Source organism: Solemya pervernicosa gill symbiont (genome assembly GCF_002020875.1).
Classification (GTDB): Bacteria; Pseudomonadota; Gammaproteobacteria.
In genome coordinates this window covers 12964-28824 of sequence record NZ_MPRL01000004.1, presented here as the reverse complement: position 1 = coordinate 28824, position 15861 = coordinate 12964, and the positions used below count along the sequence as shown (strand labels likewise).

Here is a 15861-nt window from a genome sequence, read left to right as displayed (position 1 = left end):
TGGTTGATCAAGCGTGACCTGTATCGGAGGAGAGGGTGTTGATATCGATTCCGAGCAGCGAAGCGGCCGCCTTCCAGCGGGCATCGCTCTGGGTGTCGAAGATAATTGCTTCATCGGCAGGGCCGCTGAGCCAGGCGTTATCAAGCATCTCCTGGTCAAGCTGACCAGCGCCCCAGCCGGCATAACCAAGCGCGATCAGCGACTTCTCCGGCCCCTTGCCCTCAGCAATTGCCTGCAGGATGTCGCGAGAGCTGGTAACGGTGATCTCATCGCTGATCTTCAGGCTTGAGCTCCACTCCACCTTCGATTTTGGTTTGTGGATTACAAAGCCGCGTTCCTGCTGTACCGGCCCGCCGTTGTAGATTGGCGTGGATCCAATCGCCGGGGTTGCGGCATCAAGATCAAGCTGCTTGAGAATGTCCCCCAGTTCAATGTCGAGAGGGCGGTTGATCACAATACCGAGCGCCCCATCGCTGTTGTGTTCACAGATATAGGTGACGGTATGAAAAAAATGGGGGTCCGCTAGTTGCGGCATGGCAATCAGGAAGTGATTGCTGAGTGATTCAGCTTCGTCCATAGGGCGTAAGTATCCGTCTATAGCAGCACAGAGGCAAGCCGATCAGCGGCTTGAAAAGCGGTTGTCATCGGCAAACTGCCAGGTGCGGGTGATGTGCAGGATATCGGTCTCTTCGCGGATGTTGTCGGGGAAGCGTGCGAAGGGGGCGGCAAGTTCGACGATACGGATGGCTGCATCATCCAATACCCGGTAGCCGGAGCTGCGCAACAGGTTGATGCTCTCGATGGTGCCGTCGGGATTGAGTGCTACATCAAGCAGCAGGGTGCCGGAGAGCTGGTTGCGGCGTGCCTCATCGGGGTAGTTGAGGTTACCGATGCGCTCGATCTTCTTACGCCACGCATCCAGATAGCTGGCGTATTTGTACTCCCGGGTGTTTGCAGTGATGGAGGTGTGTTTTTTGCGTTGTGAATAGGCCTGAATGTTTTCAGAGAGTTCGGCGGTGAGGCTGGCAATCTCCAGACTGCGGCTGATCAGCTGGCTGGCGCTCGGTTTCTTGGCGCTTTTTGTCGTTTTAACGGTCGTCTTGGGTGCGGTTCTCGGTTTGGCCTTTTTGCTCACTGTGGTGATGACCGTGGGCTGCTTGACGGGCTGAGACGCCGGTTTTACCTGGGGGATAGGTGGTGTTGGTTGAATCGGCTCTGGGTAGGGTTGTGGTGAGGGTTCTGGTTGTGGTTCGACCAACTCGGGTGTCGGGACAGGATCGATCTCGGGAATCGGTGCGGGCGCCATCCCCTCACCTTTGGCGGGCAGCAGTGATGACTGGGTGTCCTGTGGGCGCAGTAGCTCTTCGTTCTCGCCGCCGCCCTCCTGACTTGCCTGGGCGAGATAGTCGGCATCCTCGGGAGCATTCTTGCTACGAGTTTGCACCAGGATGATTTCGAGCGTTTTAGCCGATGGGGTGATGCGTTTTTCCTGGCTGAAGGTGATGCCGAGAATGATTAGTCCGTGCAGTACCAGAGCGAGAAACAGGGTGAGACCGAGCCGGTCTCCTGATGTGATCTGTGGTGTGGTTGTGGTGGCGCTCATCGGGCTGAAACTATATCACTCGGCGGCGTGGCTGGCGTGGCATTTTGCTTCGATGACATCCATCAACTGACCAGCGATATCGAGTTCGTAGAGCGTGTCGAGTTCGCGGATACAGGTTGGGCTGGTGACGTTGATCTCGGTGAGGTAGTCGCCGATGACATCGATACCGACGAAGAGCAGACCACGCTCTCGCAGTGCGGGGGCAATCTGTTCGCAGATCCAGTAGTCACGCTCAGTGAGTGCTACTCCTTCGCCCCGCCCGCCAGCAGCGAGATTACCACGCGTTTCGCCCTCGGCAGGAATGCGTGCAAGGGCGTAAGGGACCGGCTTGCCATCAACCAGCAGGATCCGTTTGTCACCTGCGGTGATCTCAGGCACAAAGCGTTGTGCCATGGCGGTGCGTCGACCGTGGTCAGTGAGCGTCTCAATCACGACGCTGACATTGGGGTCATCCAGTTTGAGGCGGAAGATCGAGGCACCACCCATGCCATCGAGTGGTTTGAGCACGATGTCGTGCTGCTCGTCGAGAAAGGCACGTAGTCGTTCACCGTTGCTGCTGACCAGAGTGGGTGCACAGCATTGAGGGAACCAGGCAGTGAAGAGCTTTTCATTGGCGTCGCGGATTGCGCTGGGACGGTTGACTACCAGGGTGCCGCGTTGCTGCGCCAGCTCGAGTAGATAGGTGGTGTAGATGTATTCCATATCGAAGGGCGGGTCTTTGCGCATCAGGATGGTATCGAGCGCATCGAGTGGCAGATCCTCACTCTCGCCGAGGTTGAACCAGTTGTCGCGATCATCAACGACCTGCAGGCTGCGCGTGCGAGAATAGCTTCTGCCGTCACGAAGGTAGAGATCACCCTGTTCCATATAGTAGAGCTGCCAGCCGCGCTGCTGTGCTGCTAACAGCATCGCAAAGCTGCTGTCCTTAACGGTTTTGATCGACCCGATCGGGTCCATAACGATGCCGAGTTTGATGCTCATCTCTCTATCTACTCAATTTTAGGTGGCTATGGGAGTGGCAGATTGGTCTGAAATTTAGTGCTCACATGCTAACCCAGCAGGGTGTTCAGGGTGTAGGTGCATTTTAAGATTGATAATTGAATTTGTAACGGTAAGCTATGTCCCTAGCCCGTTTTCGTAGAAGGCAGAGGGATATTGTGTTAATAAGTGGTCGGAGTACCGATAACAATAAGATGGTTAGACCATTCAGGAGGGGTAGTGGCGAGTGCAGTCATGAAAAATGATTTCGCCAGCATGAAGGTGATGGTGATGGTGATCGACGATAGTAAGACGATTCGTCGTACCGCAGAAACCCTGCTCAAGAAAGAGGGGTGCGAGGTAATTACCGCCACCGATGGCTTTGAGGCGCTGGCTAAAATTGCCGATAGTCGCCCCGATATTATCTTTGTCGACATTATGATGCCGCGTCTCGACGGTTATCAGACCTGTGCGCTAATCAAAAACAATAACGCCTTTAAGGGCACGCCGGTGATCATGCTCTCCAGCAAGGATGGGCTGTTTGACAAGGCGCGCGGCAAGATTGTCGGTTCCGAACAGTATCTGACCAAGCCCTTCACCAAAAACGAATTGCTGGACGCTATCCGGAGTCACGTACACAAAGGTTAGTCCGTCCCGAAATGAGGTCGCACGATAGAGGCGGCAAGAATAACAATCAGAAGCAAAAGGGGATCTGAATTGGCACACGTATTAGTAGTTGATGACTCACCCACCGAACTGCACGTACTCAAGACCATTCTGGAGAAGAACGGCCATCAGGTCTCGACTGCCGAGAATGGCGAAGAGGGTATTGAGGTGGCCAAGCTGCTCAAACCCGAACTGATCCTGATGGATGTGGTGATGCCTGGCCTGAACGGCTTTCAGGCGACACGCAAGTTGAGCAAGGATGATACGACCAGTGGTATTCCCGTCATCATCGTTACCACCAAAGATCAGGAGACCGATAAGGTCTGGGGTATGCGGCAGGGGGCCAAGGAGTATGTGGTCAAGCCGGTCGAGGAGGCCGAGCTGCTGGAGAAGATCCAGCAGGTAATGGGCTAGGGCGCATACCGTGTCGCAGCTGACGACAGAACAGATTCTCAAACTGCTGGCCGATCTCTCGGCACGCAGTGTCAAACACGCCTCGGGCCTTCCTCAGCAGGAGGAGGTCAAGCAGGCGTGGACCGGCATCGCTTTTCGCATCGGCGATATTCGCCTGGTAGCACCGCTTGGCGAAGTCATCGAAATCCTCAACTATCCACGCCTTACCCGAGTGCCGGGTGCCAAGGTGTGGGTTAAGGGTGTCGCCAATGTTCGCGGTAATCTGCTGCCGATCATGGATCTGCGCGGCTTTCTCGGGCAGAACGCGACGCGCCTGCATCGCCGTAGTCGAGTGTTGGTTATCAGTCATCAGGGGATCGAGGCCGGTCTGCTGATCGACGAGGTGCTGGGCCTGAAACATTTTTTTGATGAAGATCGTGCCTCGCTGTCGGCACCCGAGGTTGAGGGCCTGGCTCCCTTCCTATCGGATAGTTACCGTCGCGATAGCGAACAGTGGGACGTCTTCAGTATGCGAAAACTGGCCGAAAACCCCGCCTTTATGAAGGTGGTGGCCTGATAGTGACAGAGTAGATCGCAGTCGTCGGTCAACCGATGTGGCTGTGGTTATTGGAACAAGAATAAATAGATCACCTTGGATCGGGAGAGTTAGGAATGAGTGAGTCGACAGGGCAGGATAGTGCCAGCAGCGTCTGGAAGAGCCGCAACCTTCAGGATGTGGGTTCCAATAAGCGCGTGCTGTATCTCATTATCACGCTACTGATATTTGGCCTGTTAACGGTTTTTGCCTTTGCCTATAACGCGATCAAGGATAACCACGATAAAGAGTACATCGCGCTCGCCGCGGAGCAGCAGGTACTCTCGCAGCGCATCGCCAAACACGCCCTTGAGGCGGCGAGCGGCAAGATCGACTCTTTCGAAACGCTTAGCTCACTACGTGGTCGCTTTGCAGAAACGGTTGGTTACCTGACGGAGGGCAATAGTGAAAGTGGCCTGCCGCCTGTGCCCGAAGAGATCAGTGATCGTCTCAAAGCGATTGAGCTGAACTGGACGCCGGTCGAAACGGGGGCTGATCAGATCCTTGGTGGTCAGGAGATGATCTCGACCATCCGAGAGTATGTCGACACCATTAACGATACCGTACCACCGCTGCTGACCTTCTCTGATGAAGTCATCGAGATCATGGTCAACAAGGAGGCCGATCGCGATCAGATCTATATCGCCGGCCGCCAGCTGATGATCGCACAGCGTATCGAGAACAACCTCAATCAGATTCTCTCCGGTGGAGGTGACGTTTCGGTCGCTGCTGACCGTTTTGGTCGTGACGCGGCCTTCTTCGGTCGAGTGCTGGAGGGCATGCTGCAGGGTGATGCCTCAATCAATGTACGCCGCCTACGCGATGAGGATGCACGTCTGAAACTGGGTGAGGTGGCGATGCTGTTTAAGACCGTCAGCGATCACGTTGGTGGTATTCTCGATCTCTCTCCCGATCTGTTCCTGATTCAGGAGGCGGCGGCCGATATGGTGGCGGGCAGTGATGTGTTGCTCGATGCCAGCCGTAACCTCGAAAAGGCCTTTGCCGGTGAGGTGAGCTATCGGATCATTCCACCTTGGCTCGGTTACATCTTTAGTGCCATCGCCTTTACCGTCATGTTTATGCTCGGTATTCAGCTGATTGTCGATGCACGTCGCCGTACCGAAGCAGCCAACATGCAGAAGGAGCAGGCGGATGAGCAGAACAAGCGTAATCAGACTGCAATCATGCAGCTGCTCGATGAGATGGGTGACCTCGCTGATGGTGACCTGACTGTAACCGCTACCGTATCGGAGGATATAACCGGTGCGATCGCTGACTCGATCAACTATGCGATCGAGGCGCTAAGAACCCTGGTTACCACCATTAACGAGACCTCTGTGCAGGTCTCCTCAGCAGCGCAGGAGTCGCAGGCCACGGCGATGAGTCTGGCAGATGCGAGTGACCATCAGGCATCACAGATTACTGCAGCGAGTGCAGCGGTCAACGAAATGGCGATCTCGATTGCAGCGGTATCGGAGAACGCCACTGAGTCGACCGAGGTTGCGGAGCGCTCAGTAAATATCGCACATGCTGGTGGTGAGACGGTACGTAGCACCATTACGGGTATGGACGGTATTCGTGAGCAGATCCAGGAGACTTCGAAACGTATCAAGCGCCTCGGTGAGAGCTCGCAGGAGATCGGCGATATCGTTGAGCTGATTAACGATATTGCTGACCAGACCAACATCCTGGCGCTTAACGCTGCGATCCAGGCGGCAATGGCCGGTGAAGCGGGTCGTGGTTTTGCGGTGGTTGCCGATGAGGTTCAGCGTCTTGCGGAGCGCTCCAGTAACGCGACCAAGCAGATTGAGGCGCTGGTTAAAACCATCCAGACCGATACCAACGAGGCGGTCATCTCAATGGAACAGAGTACGACCAACGTGGTCGAGGGGGCCAAGCTGGCAGAGAACGCGGGTGAGGCGCTGGATGAGATCGAGAAGGTATCGAAATATCTCGCGGATCTGATCGAAGGTATCTCGCAGTCGGCCACCCAGCAGACCAGTGCAGCAGGCAATATCTCCGACACCATGAACTCGATCCAGGAGATCACCACCCAGACCTCTGCAGGTACCACCGAGACGGCGGCATCGATCGGTAATCTAGCTGAGCTGGCGAACGATCTGCGCAAATCGGTATCTGACTTTAAGCTGCCGGAGTAGGGCGGTAGACGGAGACAATATTGGCTTCTGTCGCCAACAATAGGGCTGGCGAGTGGTTCGGTCTGGAGCGTCTTCCAGAGATGGATGATGCGCTCTTTAATGGCTGGACTGAGATGCTCGAGGCACGTACCGGGATGGTCTTGCACCCGGCGCGTCGCTCATTCCTGCTCACCAGCATCTCAATCCGTATGCGCGAGATCGGTTTTCGCGATCCTCTCGCCTACTTTGAATTGCTGCAATCGAACGGTGAGGGTGTGGTTGAGTGGACCACTCTGGTTGATCGTCTCACCGTTCATGAGACATGTTTCTATCGCCATCCCGAATCGCTCCAGTTTATTCGTGAACAGTTTCTTCCAGAATCACTCTCAAATCACGACAAGCCCTATTCTCTACAGGTCTGGAGCCTGGGCTGTGCCACCGGTGAAGAGAGCTATTCACTGGCGATGTTGATCGACCATCACCTCAAATCGCTGGGTGGTGACTACTACTTTGGCGTAACGGGCACTGATATCAGTCTCGATGCAATTGCCGAGGCAAAACAGGCAACCTATGGCCCAATGCGGCTGAGCAAGCTACCGCAGTCGTTACTCGAAGCGTACTTTTCCCCGGTCGAGGGAGGGCGGTATCGAGTCAATGAGTCGCTGCGTCGACGCGTCTGTTTTGCCAAATTAAAGATCATGGATATCGATCGTGCGCCGATGGGGGCGATGGATATCATCTACTGTCAAAATGTCCTGATCTATTTTGAACGCGCACGACGTTTTGAGATTCTCAATAGCGCTGCACGCTATCTGGCACCTGGTGGTCTATTGATCTTGGGTCCCGGTGAGGCGCCTGGTTGGAAACCTGATGGGTTGGAACGGATTAACGATTCAAACGTCGTTGCCTACCGGCGCCGCGCAGATGCTGAAGGGTCAGAGGTTAAGTTATGAGTAGTGACACAACGGGCGTCGATTACACCACGCTAAGCTGGGTTAAGCAGGAGCTCGACGAGACTCTCTCCCAGGCTCGCATCGCGCTAGAGAGTTTTGTCGAGGATGACGATGATCCAACCCAGCTGCGCTTCTGTGTAACCCACCTTCATCAGGTCTACGGCACGTTACAGATGGTTGAGCTCTACGGTGCGGCGATGCTGGCTGAAGAGATGGAGGCGTTGGCCGTTGTGCTGCTTGAGGAGGAGAGTAAACGCCGCGATGAGACCTTTGAGGTCCTGATGCGGGCGATGCTGCAGTTACCCGACTACCTCGAGCGTCTGCAGGCAGGGCATCGTGATATTCCGATTGTATTACTGCCGTTGGTTAATGACCTGCGCGCTGCCCAGGGCAAGGCGTTGCTCTCTGAGAATGCACTCTTCACTCCCGATCTCTCGGCTCTGGCACCACTGCGTGAAGATGAGCAGTCAGCAGCTGACGATAGCGCGCTACTCGATACGGCTCGTCGTCTACGTCCCTACTTTCAGAAGGGATTGTTGGGATGGATAAAAAACCTCAATCGTGAACAGGGCGTTACAGAGCTGGAACGTGTTGTTGCCGGGCTCGAGCACGCCTCGACACTGGCTCCTGTAGTACAGCTATGGTGGCTTTCCGGGGCAGTGATTGAAGCGCTGCAGGAGCAGAAGCTTGAACCTGCACTCTCGCTCAATATGGTGCTTGGGCAGATCGATCGACAGATCAAGTCTCTTATTGATGAGGGTGAGTTGGCGCTGGCCAAGCAGCCTCCGCTTGATTTGATAAAAAATCTACTCTACTTCGCTGCCCTGGCTGAGCCAGGAGGTGAGCGTGTTGATGCCGTCAAGTCGGCCTTCAAGCTTGATCATGCGCTGCCCAAGGAGGAGGAGATCGAGGCGGCACGAGCGGGTATCAGTGGTCGTAATGTCGAGGTGATGCAGGCGGTTACCGGTGCTTTGAAGGAAGATCTTGCCACCATTAAAGATAGCCTCGATCTGTTTGTTCGCAGTGAGCAACGTGAAACAGCTGCATTACAGCCTTTGGCCGATAATCTGAAACGGGTCGGCGATACGCTCGGCATGCTGGGTTTTGGCCATGCACGCAAACTGGTGATGGAGCAGTTCCACAGCACTGAGGATATGGTGCAGGGCAGTCGGCCGGTCGATGATGCGGCATTGATGGATATTGCCGGTGCGCTGCTCTATGTCGATAGTTCGCTCAGTGGTGATACGCAGCAGCAGCTTGAAGAGGGTGGTGATGAGGCCGCTGCAGGGGTTCAGCTTCCCCAGGCCGAGATTCAGCAAATACATACGGCCGTCCTTGATGAGGCGAGCAAGAGTCTTGCTGAGTCAAAAGAGGCGATCACCAACTATCTCGAGGATAGTGATGAATCTGAGCCGATGACTGCGGTCCCTCAGCTACTGCAGCAGGTGCAGGGTGCGCTGCAGGTGATGAATCAACCGCGCGCAGCAACGATGTTGCTCCAGGCTACGCGCTATGTTGAACAACAGCTGATAGATGTCGATGAGCTCCCTGTGAACGATGATCAGGCGGCACTGGCAGAGGCGATTGCCGGCATTGAACTCTATATGGAGGGGCTGGCAGCAAATCGTCCGCATAGCAATCTACTGGATGCGGTAGAGGGGCGTCTGACGTTGCTCGGCTGTGAAGAGGTTGCACTCAATGAGAGTGAATCAACTGCATCAACAGATGCTGAGTTGCGTGCCGAATTTAGTGCAGATGTGGTCTCTGATGATGCACCTGAGAGCGCCGGATTGGATGAGGTGTCAGAGAGTCTCGAAGAGTCTCAGTTGCCTGAAGTGATATGTGGCGAGCCCATCGGTACCCTACGTACAGAGGTTACACAAACAGAGGAGAGCGCCGATTTTGAGTTCTCCGATGAGCTGGATGATGAAATCCTCGATATCTTCGTCGAAGAGGCCGAAGAGGAGTACGCCGATATCAAGGTACATCTGCCGAGGTGGCTGGCCAATCCGGAGGATGAGGAGAGTCTGACGATTATTCGACGCTCTTTCCACACCTTGAAGGGTAGCGGGCGTCTTGTCGGGGCGAATCTGGTCGGTGAATTCGCCTGGTCGATGGAGAATATGCTCAACCGAGTCATCGATAACAGTGTTGAGCTGTCCCCAACCATGAGCAGGCTGCTTGAATCGGCGCTTGATGCGCTGCCAGAGTTGCTGGTGCAGATAAAGGAGGGCATTAAGCCGCACTCCGATATTAAGGGTTTGATGGCCCAGGCAGCAGCGATGAGTCAACCTGGTGAGGTCGAGATCCCACCGCTGGCAGCGGTACCGTTAGAGCCGGCGCTGGGTCATGTTGAGGACGAGGTTGCAGAGGCGGTGCCCGCGCTTAAGCTGGAAGCTGAGTCTGAGCCGGAGCCACAGAGTGAGGCGATGGATCCCGTGCTCTATGGGATTTTCAGAAAGGAGTCGGAAGGACACTTTGCTGAGATTCACCGCTTTGTCGATAGCGCCAGAGGAGGCGAGACAGCACTGAGTGAATCGCTGGCGCGAGCACTTCACACCCTGCATGGCAGTGCTCATATGGCCAATGCAAACAGCATTGCTGAGCTGACGGGACGGATGGAGCAGTGTGTCAACGCGATGATGGAGGCCGGTGTCAGAGCCGATCCATCGCTTCTTACCCTGTTGGAAGGCGTAGTCACTCGCACAGAGTCGATCCTTCATCTGCTTGATCAAGCAGATCCCGAGATACCCGATTACAGCGATCTGCTGAGTCGTATTGATGCGACCCAGACCTCGATTGAGGAGCGGCAGGCCGAGCCTGTCCAGAAGAGTGACGAAGAGCAATCAGCGCTCTCCACTGCAGGTGAAGCGGCGCAGGTGATTGAGCTGCCAACTACGCAGGAGCAGGCCTTTGTCGAGCATCTGGCAGAAGATGAACCCGATGCTGAGCTGTTGTCGGTGTTCCTCGAGGAGGGTGATGAGATCCTCGAGTCGAGCGATGAGATTATCCAGAGCTGGCGCAGTGATCCCGAGTCGCGTGAATCGGTTGCGGCACTGCAGCGTGAACTGCATACCCTCAAGGGTGGTGCGCGAATGGCTGGTCTCAGCAGTATCGGAGACCTGAGTCATGGGCTGGAGTCACTGCTCACGGCGATAGCGGAGGGGCAGCTCATCGGTACGGTGGCTGCGGTCGATCTGGTTCAGCGCGCGCTCGACAGGCTTCACCAGATGCTCAGTATGGCCCATCGTAGCGAGCGTGCAGAGGCGGCAGATGAGTTGCTGTTGCAGCTAGAGCAGATGCGCAGAGGGGTACCCAATGGGGCGCCACAGCCAGAACTGGTTGGGGAGTCTGTGCCGAATGAAGAGCTAGAGGCCGCTCCTGAAGAGAGCGATCTACAGCTCGCAGCAATAGAAGCTCCTTCCGAGCCGGTGGAGGCTGATGATCAGGAAGCGGCGGTAGCTGCCGAGGCCGTCAGTGGAGATGAGGCGAAACGCAGCCAGCATGAGGTGGTGCGCGTCCGCGCGGATCTGCTCGATGACCTGGTCAACTACGCCGGTGAGGCGAGCATCTATCGATCGCGTCTGGAACAGCAGGTCGGCACGCTCGGTTTCAATCTTCAGGAGATGACCCAGACCGCACAGCGCCTTCAGGCACAGCTGCGCCAGATCGACCTGGAGACCGAGGCGCAGATTCTTTCGCGTCACGAACAGATTGCGCTGGATCAGAATGCCGAGTTTGATCCGCTCGAGATGGATCGCTATACCCATATGCAGGAGCTGTCGCGCGCGCTCTCAGAAACGGCCAACGATATGGTCAGTATTCAGAACCTGCTCGAGAGTAGTACCCGTGAGTCAGAAACTCTGCTGCTGCAGCAGTCGCGAGTAAATACGGAGCTGCAGGAGGGGTTGATGCGCTCACGCATGCTGCCCTTCTCCGGTCTAATTACCCGTCTACGTCGTCTGATGCGACAGACTGCCGATACGGTCGGTCGTGATGTGGGGCTGTTTGTACGTGGAGCGGAGCTGGAGCTGGATCGTAAGGTGCTCGATCGTATCGTGGCACCGCTTGAGCACATGTTGAGAAACGCGATCGCCCACGGTATCGAATCGCCCCAGCAGCGACAGGCACTGGGTAAATCTGCGGACGGGCGTGTAGAGATTTCGCTGGCACGAGAGGGTGCTGAGATCGTGCTGAGCATGAAGGATGATGGCTGCGGTATCGATGTGTCGCAGGTGCGCGAGAAGGCGATCGAACGTGGTCTGATGCGTGCCGATAGTGAGCTCGACGATCATACGATTATCCAGTTTATTCTCACCTCTGGTTTCAGTACCGCGCAGGAGGTGACCCAGGTTGCCGGTCGTGGCGTCGGCATGGATGTGGTCAACAGCGAGATAAAACAGCTGGGTGGCTCACTGGAGATCGATTCGACCCAGGGTGAGGGGAGTGAATTCACCATCCGTATGCCGCTCACGCTGAGCGTGAATCGTGCCATCATGGTGCAGAATGGCGAGGATATCTTTGCGATTCCGCTGACCGCTGTTGAGGGCGTTACGCGAATCAGTGGTAAGGATATGCAACGTTATCAGGAGGATGCGTCGCTCGGTTACGAATATGGTGGCCGTACCTACTTTGTCACCCCGCTCGCCTCGCTGCTGGGACTCGCGAGTCAGAAACAGCACGATGAAGGCCGTATGTATCCGATGTTGCTGGTGCGCTCCGGTAATGTGCGGGTGGCGGTACAGATTGAGAACCTGCAGGGTAGTCGTGAGATCGTGGTCAAGTCGGTCGGCCCGCAGATTGGCGGTGTGCCGGGCGTCTCTGGCGCGACCATCCTCGGTGATGGCCGTGTGGTACTGATCCTCGATATCGGTGCGATGACGCGTCAGCACCAGTTCGATATGGAGATCGATTCGAGTGCTGCGATGGCGGCAGCAATGGCGATGTCAGAATCTGATGAGACGCTGGTAATGGTGGTGGATGATTCGATTACCATTCGCAAGGTCACATCGCGCCTGCTGGAGCGAAACCAGATGAATGTCTTCACTGCTAAGGATGGTGTTGATGCGGTTGCTCAGCTGCAGGAGCGGATACCCGATGTCTTCCTGCTCGATGTGGAGATGCCGCGCATGGACGGCTTTGAACTTGCCACCTTTATCCGCAGTGAACCGCAGTTGAAACATATCCCGATCATCATGATTACCTCGCGCACTGGCGAGAAACACCGTGCCCGAGCCTTTGAAATTGGTGTTAACCGCTATCTCGGTAAGCCCTACAAGGAGCAGGAGCTGGTTGAGAATATCCGTGAGGTGTTAGAGCTCGATCATGAGTCAGCCTGAAGTCGTTAATCAACCGATTCGCGTGGGACTGCTTTGTGCCAGTGAGCAGCGTAGCGATGACCTGAGACGGTTACTCGAAGAGCATCAGCTCTCAGTGGTGGTCGTTAACCGCGTTGAGGAGTGGTTTGATCGCTCATTTGACCGTCATCAGGCCGATGTATTGCTGGTCGATCTGGATGAGTCGGGCGAGCATGCCGATGAGGTGTTAGAACGTCTGATGGAAACGGTCAGCCTGCCGATTTTATTTAGTGAGGCTGCAGCGCTGAGCAGTGGTGAGAGTGGTCGACGGAGCGTGCGTCGCCTGGCAAAGAAGTTGGGTGAGATTGCCAGAGCTGAGACTTCGCGGGAGCAACCTGAGGCCGTGGCGATCATCGAAGAGCCGCTCAAGAGTGAAGAGCCAGCGCAGAGGCCGGCAGTTCCGATCAGACTATTGCGTGAGCCGGATGAGGGGGCAGCACAGTGCGTGTGGGTGCTGGGTGCCTCTATCGGTGGCCCCCCCCCGCTGTGAAGGCATTTCTCAATGAATTGCCTGCAGAACTGCCCGCAGCTTTTGTGCTTGCGCAGCATATCGGCGCCAGTTTTGTGCCGCTGCTGGCCGAACAGCTCAACCGCACCTCGGCACTGACGGTGAAGGTGGCCGAGCAGGGTGAACTGCTCAGAGAGGGAGAGGTGGTGCTGGTGCCGGTAGAGCATGAGGTGGTGATAACCGCTGAGGGCTATATCTCACTGCGCCCTGCTCGAGAATCGCTGCATCTGCCATCGATCGATCACGTGATGGAGATGGCCGCAGGACGTTATGGCAAACAGGGCGGTGCGATTATCTTTAGTGGCATGGGCGGCGATGCGATGGCCGGTTGTGCGGCGATGGCAGAGGCGGGTGCCCCCGTTTGGGTGCAGCAGGCTGAAAGTTGTGTAGTCAGTACCATGGTTGATGGGGCCAAGCTTGCCGGCGTGGTGAGTTGTGAGGCTGACGCTGAACAGCTGGCAGACCATATCACTGCCTACCTTGAGGGGCAGGGCGGGGATGTTGAGAATAACGCGATAGGAACTGAGTGATGAGTGGAGCAGAGTTGGTTGATGAGGTTCGGTGTCTGATGGTTCCACTTGAGGGTGGGCAGATGATGCTACCCAATACAGCCATTGCAGAGATAGCGGCATACGACGGTTTTATCGCTGGAGAGGGATATCCAGACTGGCTACTGGGGACAGTGATGTGGCGCTCGCTAGCCCTGCCGCTCGTCTCAATGGAGGTTGTTCTCGGACAGGAGGCTCCGGAGGTCGATGCACGTAGCCGAATCGCAGTGGTGAATACGCTCTATCAGAAACAGGGTATGCCCTTCTTCGCTGTGTTGACCCAGGGCATCCCAAGGCTGGTGCGTGCCTCATTGGATAACCTCTCGCCTGCCGATAGTGGTGGTAAGCAGATGGTGAGTGCCGAGGTAACGCTGGATGGTGAGTCTGCGGTGATTCCCAATCTTGAGCAGCTGGAGGCGGCGATCAAAGAGAGCGGTATCGATGTGAAATTTGTCCGCCCACCCTGAGTCTAAAACGCGGTGAAGAGTAGCCCAGACCGTTAACCCAGATCACCCCAGAGCGTCTGTAGTGCGGTCACGGCCGCCAGTGCGGCCGTCTCGGTTCTCAGCACCCTCGGTCCCATCGTGATGGATTGATAACCAGCGCTGTTTGCGGCTGCAATCTCTCGATCACTCAACCCTCCCTCTGGACCAATCAGTAAAGTGATCTGCTGCTGTGGCTCCAATGTGGATAGTGAGTGTTTCGCTTCTGGGTCGAGTACCAGCGCCGCACCCTTGATTGTTTTCTGAAATAGCCGGTCGATGGGAGTGATCGATTCCAGCTGTGGGAGCTGGCTGCGTCCACTCTGCTCGCATGCCCCGGTGATGACGCCCCGCCAGTGGCTAAGCTTCTTCTCCTGACGCTCACCCTTGAGCTGTACGGTGGTGCGCTCGGTGACAACCGGCACAATCACGTCAACGCCCAGCTCCACCGCCTTCTGCAGCGCGAAGTCCATCCGTTCACCGCGTGAAACACCCTGAGCAAGGGTGATCTTGAGTGGGGACTCTCGATCACAATCGATAAACTGCTCAATCTCAACAGTGACGTTATTGCGTGTTACAGCGGTCAGTTTTGCACGATACTCGCCCCCCTCCCCATTGAAGAGAATCAGAGGCGCTCCCGGTTTGATGCGTAACACACGGCCGACGTGGTTGGCCGCGTTCGACGCCAGTGCGACCTGTGTGCCGCACTGAAGTGTGCCGGGATGAAAAATACGTGGAACTCTCACGCAATGAGCCGATGTTTAGTCGTTGCTCAGGTCGAGCTGTTGCCAGATCGTTTTGACCGGCTCAACGCGATTCATCGAGTAGAAGTGCAGCCCCGGTGCACCGGCTTCAAGCAGTCGGCGACAGAGCTCAGCTGTGATCTCGAGGCCGTAGGCACGCAGACTCTCCATGTCGTCGCCATAACTCTCGAGACGCAGGCGTAGCCAGCGAGGGATGTCGGCACCGCACATCTCGGAGAAACGAGCCAGCTGTTTGATGTTGGTGATCGGCATGATGCCGGGCACGATCGGAATTGTGATCTCACGTTTTTCACACTCATCAACAAAGTGTAGATAGGCGTCGAGGTTGTAGAAGTACTGAGTAATGGCGGCGTTAGCCCCCGCCTTTACCTTGTGGGCGAAATTATCGAGGTCGGCACTGGCCGAGGTGGCTTGGGGGTGGAACTCGGGATAGGCGGCCACTTCGATGTGGAAGTGATCGCCGGTCTCGCTGCGGATGAACTCGACCAGTTCATTGGCGTGGTTGAAGGCGCCTGCACCACCCATACCCATGCCGGAGGGCAAGTCGCCACGCAGGGCAACAATACGCTTTACCCCCATCTCGATGTAGCCATTAAGTAGAGCGCGGATATCCTCTTCGGATGAGCCGATACAGGAGAGGTGGGGAGCGGTATCGAGCCCCGCTGCCATCATTTCGCGTACCGTCTCGACGGTACCCGCATGGGTAGAGCCGCCGGCACCAAAGGTGACTGAGGCGTACTTCGGATTGAGCGTTGCTAGCTCGTCACGTACCTGGCGCAGATTCTCAGCACCCTTATCCGTTTTAGGCGGGAAGAATTCGAAGCTGAACTGTTTGGGGTGGTTTTGTTGTGATTTCATTACTCTTCACCCTGGAAG

General features: G+C 56.0%; 14 protein-coding genes. 9 read left to right on the top strand and 5 right to left on the bottom strand.

All coding sequences use genetic code 11. The features are described 5' to 3' along the window. Window positions 1-7 precede the first annotated feature (7 nt). From BOW52_RS01800 to gshB, 3 genes are read right to left on the bottom strand one after another with little or no spacing between them, the layout of a single operon-like run. Entirely contained in the window at window positions 8-577 is a 570-nt protein-coding gene (locus tag BOW52_RS01800; RefSeq protein ID WP_078482378.1) for a YqgE/AlgH family protein, read from the bottom strand. A 42-nt stretch (window positions 578-619) separates the two neighbouring features. Then, the gene (locus BOW52_RS01795) at window positions 620-1603 is read right to left on the bottom strand and encodes an energy transducer TonB (protein ID WP_078482377.1); all 984 of its coding nucleotides are present in this window, start codon (window positions 1601-1603) and stop codon (window positions 620-622) included. A 15-nt stretch (window positions 1604-1618) separates the two neighbouring features. Further along, complete coding sequence (gshB, locus tag BOW52_RS01790; RefSeq protein WP_078482376.1) at window positions 1619-2584, bottom strand: glutathione synthase; 966 nt, start codon at window positions 2582-2584, stop codon at window positions 1619-1621. Window positions 2585-2857: 273 nt separating this feature from the next. Here gshB and BOW52_RS01785 point away from each other — a divergent pair, with 273 nt between their 5' ends. The 9 genes from BOW52_RS01785 (at window position 2858) to BOW52_RS01745 (ending at window position 14206) form a co-directional block, all read left to right on the top strand. Beyond that, on the top strand, window positions 2858-3229 hold the full coding sequence (locus tag BOW52_RS01785; RefSeq protein ID WP_408021559.1) for a response regulator: 372 nt from the start codon (window positions 2858-2860) through the stop codon (window positions 3227-3229). Between the two features lie 69 nt (window positions 3230-3298). After that, complete coding sequence (locus BOW52_RS01780) at window positions 3299-3661, top strand: response regulator (protein ID WP_078482374.1); 363 nt, start codon at window positions 3299-3301, stop codon at window positions 3659-3661. Window positions 3662-3671: 10 nt separating this feature from the next. Continuing rightward, window positions 3672-4217 carry a chemotaxis protein CheW gene (locus BOW52_RS01775; RefSeq protein ID WP_078482373.1) on the top strand — a complete coding sequence of 182 codons (546 nt, stop codon included), beginning with the start codon at window positions 3672-3674 and terminating at the stop codon, window positions 4215-4217. Between the two features lie 95 nt (window positions 4218-4312). Further along, entirely contained in the window at window positions 4313-6394 is a 2082-nt protein-coding gene (locus BOW52_RS01770; RefSeq protein ID WP_078482372.1) for a methyl-accepting chemotaxis protein, read from the top strand. A gap of 20 nt (window positions 6395-6414) precedes the next feature. Beyond that, window positions 6415-7326: a CheR family methyltransferase gene (locus BOW52_RS01765; RefSeq protein ID WP_078482371.1), complete on the top strand. Its 912-nt coding sequence runs from the start codon at window positions 6415-6417 to the stop codon at window positions 7324-7326. After that, complete coding sequence (locus BOW52_RS01760) at window positions 7323-12665, top strand: hybrid sensor histidine kinase/response regulator (RefSeq protein ID WP_078482370.1); 5343 nt, start codon at window positions 7323-7325, stop codon at window positions 12663-12665. The genes BOW52_RS01765 and BOW52_RS01760 overlap by 4 nt, the downstream gene beginning before the upstream one ends. Further along, window positions 12652-13173 (top strand): hypothetical protein, encoded by a 522-nt coding sequence (locus tag BOW52_RS01755; protein WP_078482369.1) that lies wholly within the window; start codon window positions 12652-12654, stop codon window positions 13171-13173. Before BOW52_RS01760 ends, BOW52_RS01755 begins: the two co-directional genes overlap by 14 nt. Continuing rightward, the gene (locus BOW52_RS01750) at window positions 13170-13721 is read left to right on the top strand and encodes a chemotaxis protein CheB (protein WP_172840066.1); all 552 of its coding nucleotides are present in this window, start codon (window positions 13170-13172) and stop codon (window positions 13719-13721) included. The genes BOW52_RS01755 and BOW52_RS01750 overlap by 4 nt, the downstream gene beginning before the upstream one ends. After that, window positions 13721-14206, top strand: coding sequence for a chemotaxis protein CheW (locus BOW52_RS01745; protein ID WP_078482367.1), 486 nt, complete (start codon window positions 13721-13723; stop codon window positions 14204-14206). The genes BOW52_RS01750 and BOW52_RS01745 overlap by 1 nt, the downstream gene beginning before the upstream one ends. Window positions 14207-14238: 32 nt before the next feature. Here BOW52_RS01745 and BOW52_RS01740 read toward each other — a convergent pair whose 3' ends face one another. After that, window positions 14239-14967 (bottom strand): 16S rRNA (uracil(1498)-N(3))-methyltransferase, encoded by a 729-nt coding sequence (locus BOW52_RS01740; protein ID WP_078482366.1) that lies wholly within the window; start codon window positions 14965-14967, stop codon window positions 14239-14241. A gap of 15 nt (window positions 14968-14982) precedes the next feature. Further along, the gene (metF, locus tag BOW52_RS01735; RefSeq protein ID WP_078482365.1) at window positions 14983-15843 is read right to left on the bottom strand and encodes a methylenetetrahydrofolate reductase [NAD(P)H]; all 861 of its coding nucleotides are present in this window, start codon (window positions 15841-15843) and stop codon (window positions 14983-14985) included. Window positions 15844-15861: the final 18 nt, after the last annotated feature.

Coding starts and splice junctions, on each gene's coding strand:
- metF (WP_078482365.1), bottom strand. CDS start 15,843: ATGAAATCACAACAAAACCACCCCAAACAGTTCAGCTTCGAATTCTTC.
- gshB (WP_078482376.1), bottom strand. CDS start 2,584: ATGAGCATCAAACTCGGCATCGTTATGGACCCGATCGGGTCGATCAAA.
- BOW52_RS01795 (WP_078482377.1), bottom strand. CDS start 1,603: ATGAGCGCCACCACAACCACACCACAGATCACATCAGGAGACCGGCTC.
- BOW52_RS01800 (WP_078482378.1), bottom strand. CDS start 577: ATGGACGAAGCTGAATCACTCAGCAATCACTTCCTGATTGCCATGCCG.
- BOW52_RS01755 (WP_078482369.1), top strand. CDS start 12,652: ATGAGTCAGCCTGAAGTCGTTAATCAACCGATTCGCGTGGGACTGCTT.
- BOW52_RS01785 (WP_408021559.1), top strand. CDS start 2,858: ATGAAGGTGATGGTGATGGTGATCGACGATAGTAAGACGATTCGTCGT.
- BOW52_RS01770 (WP_078482372.1), top strand. CDS start 4,313: ATGAGTGAGTCGACAGGGCAGGATAGTGCCAGCAGCGTCTGGAAGAGC.
- BOW52_RS01745 (WP_078482367.1), top strand. CDS start 13,721: ATGAGTGGAGCAGAGTTGGTTGATGAGGTTCGGTGTCTGATGGTTCCA.
- BOW52_RS01760 (WP_078482370.1), top strand. CDS start 7,323: ATGAGTAGTGACACAACGGGCGTCGATTACACCACGCTAAGCTGGGTT.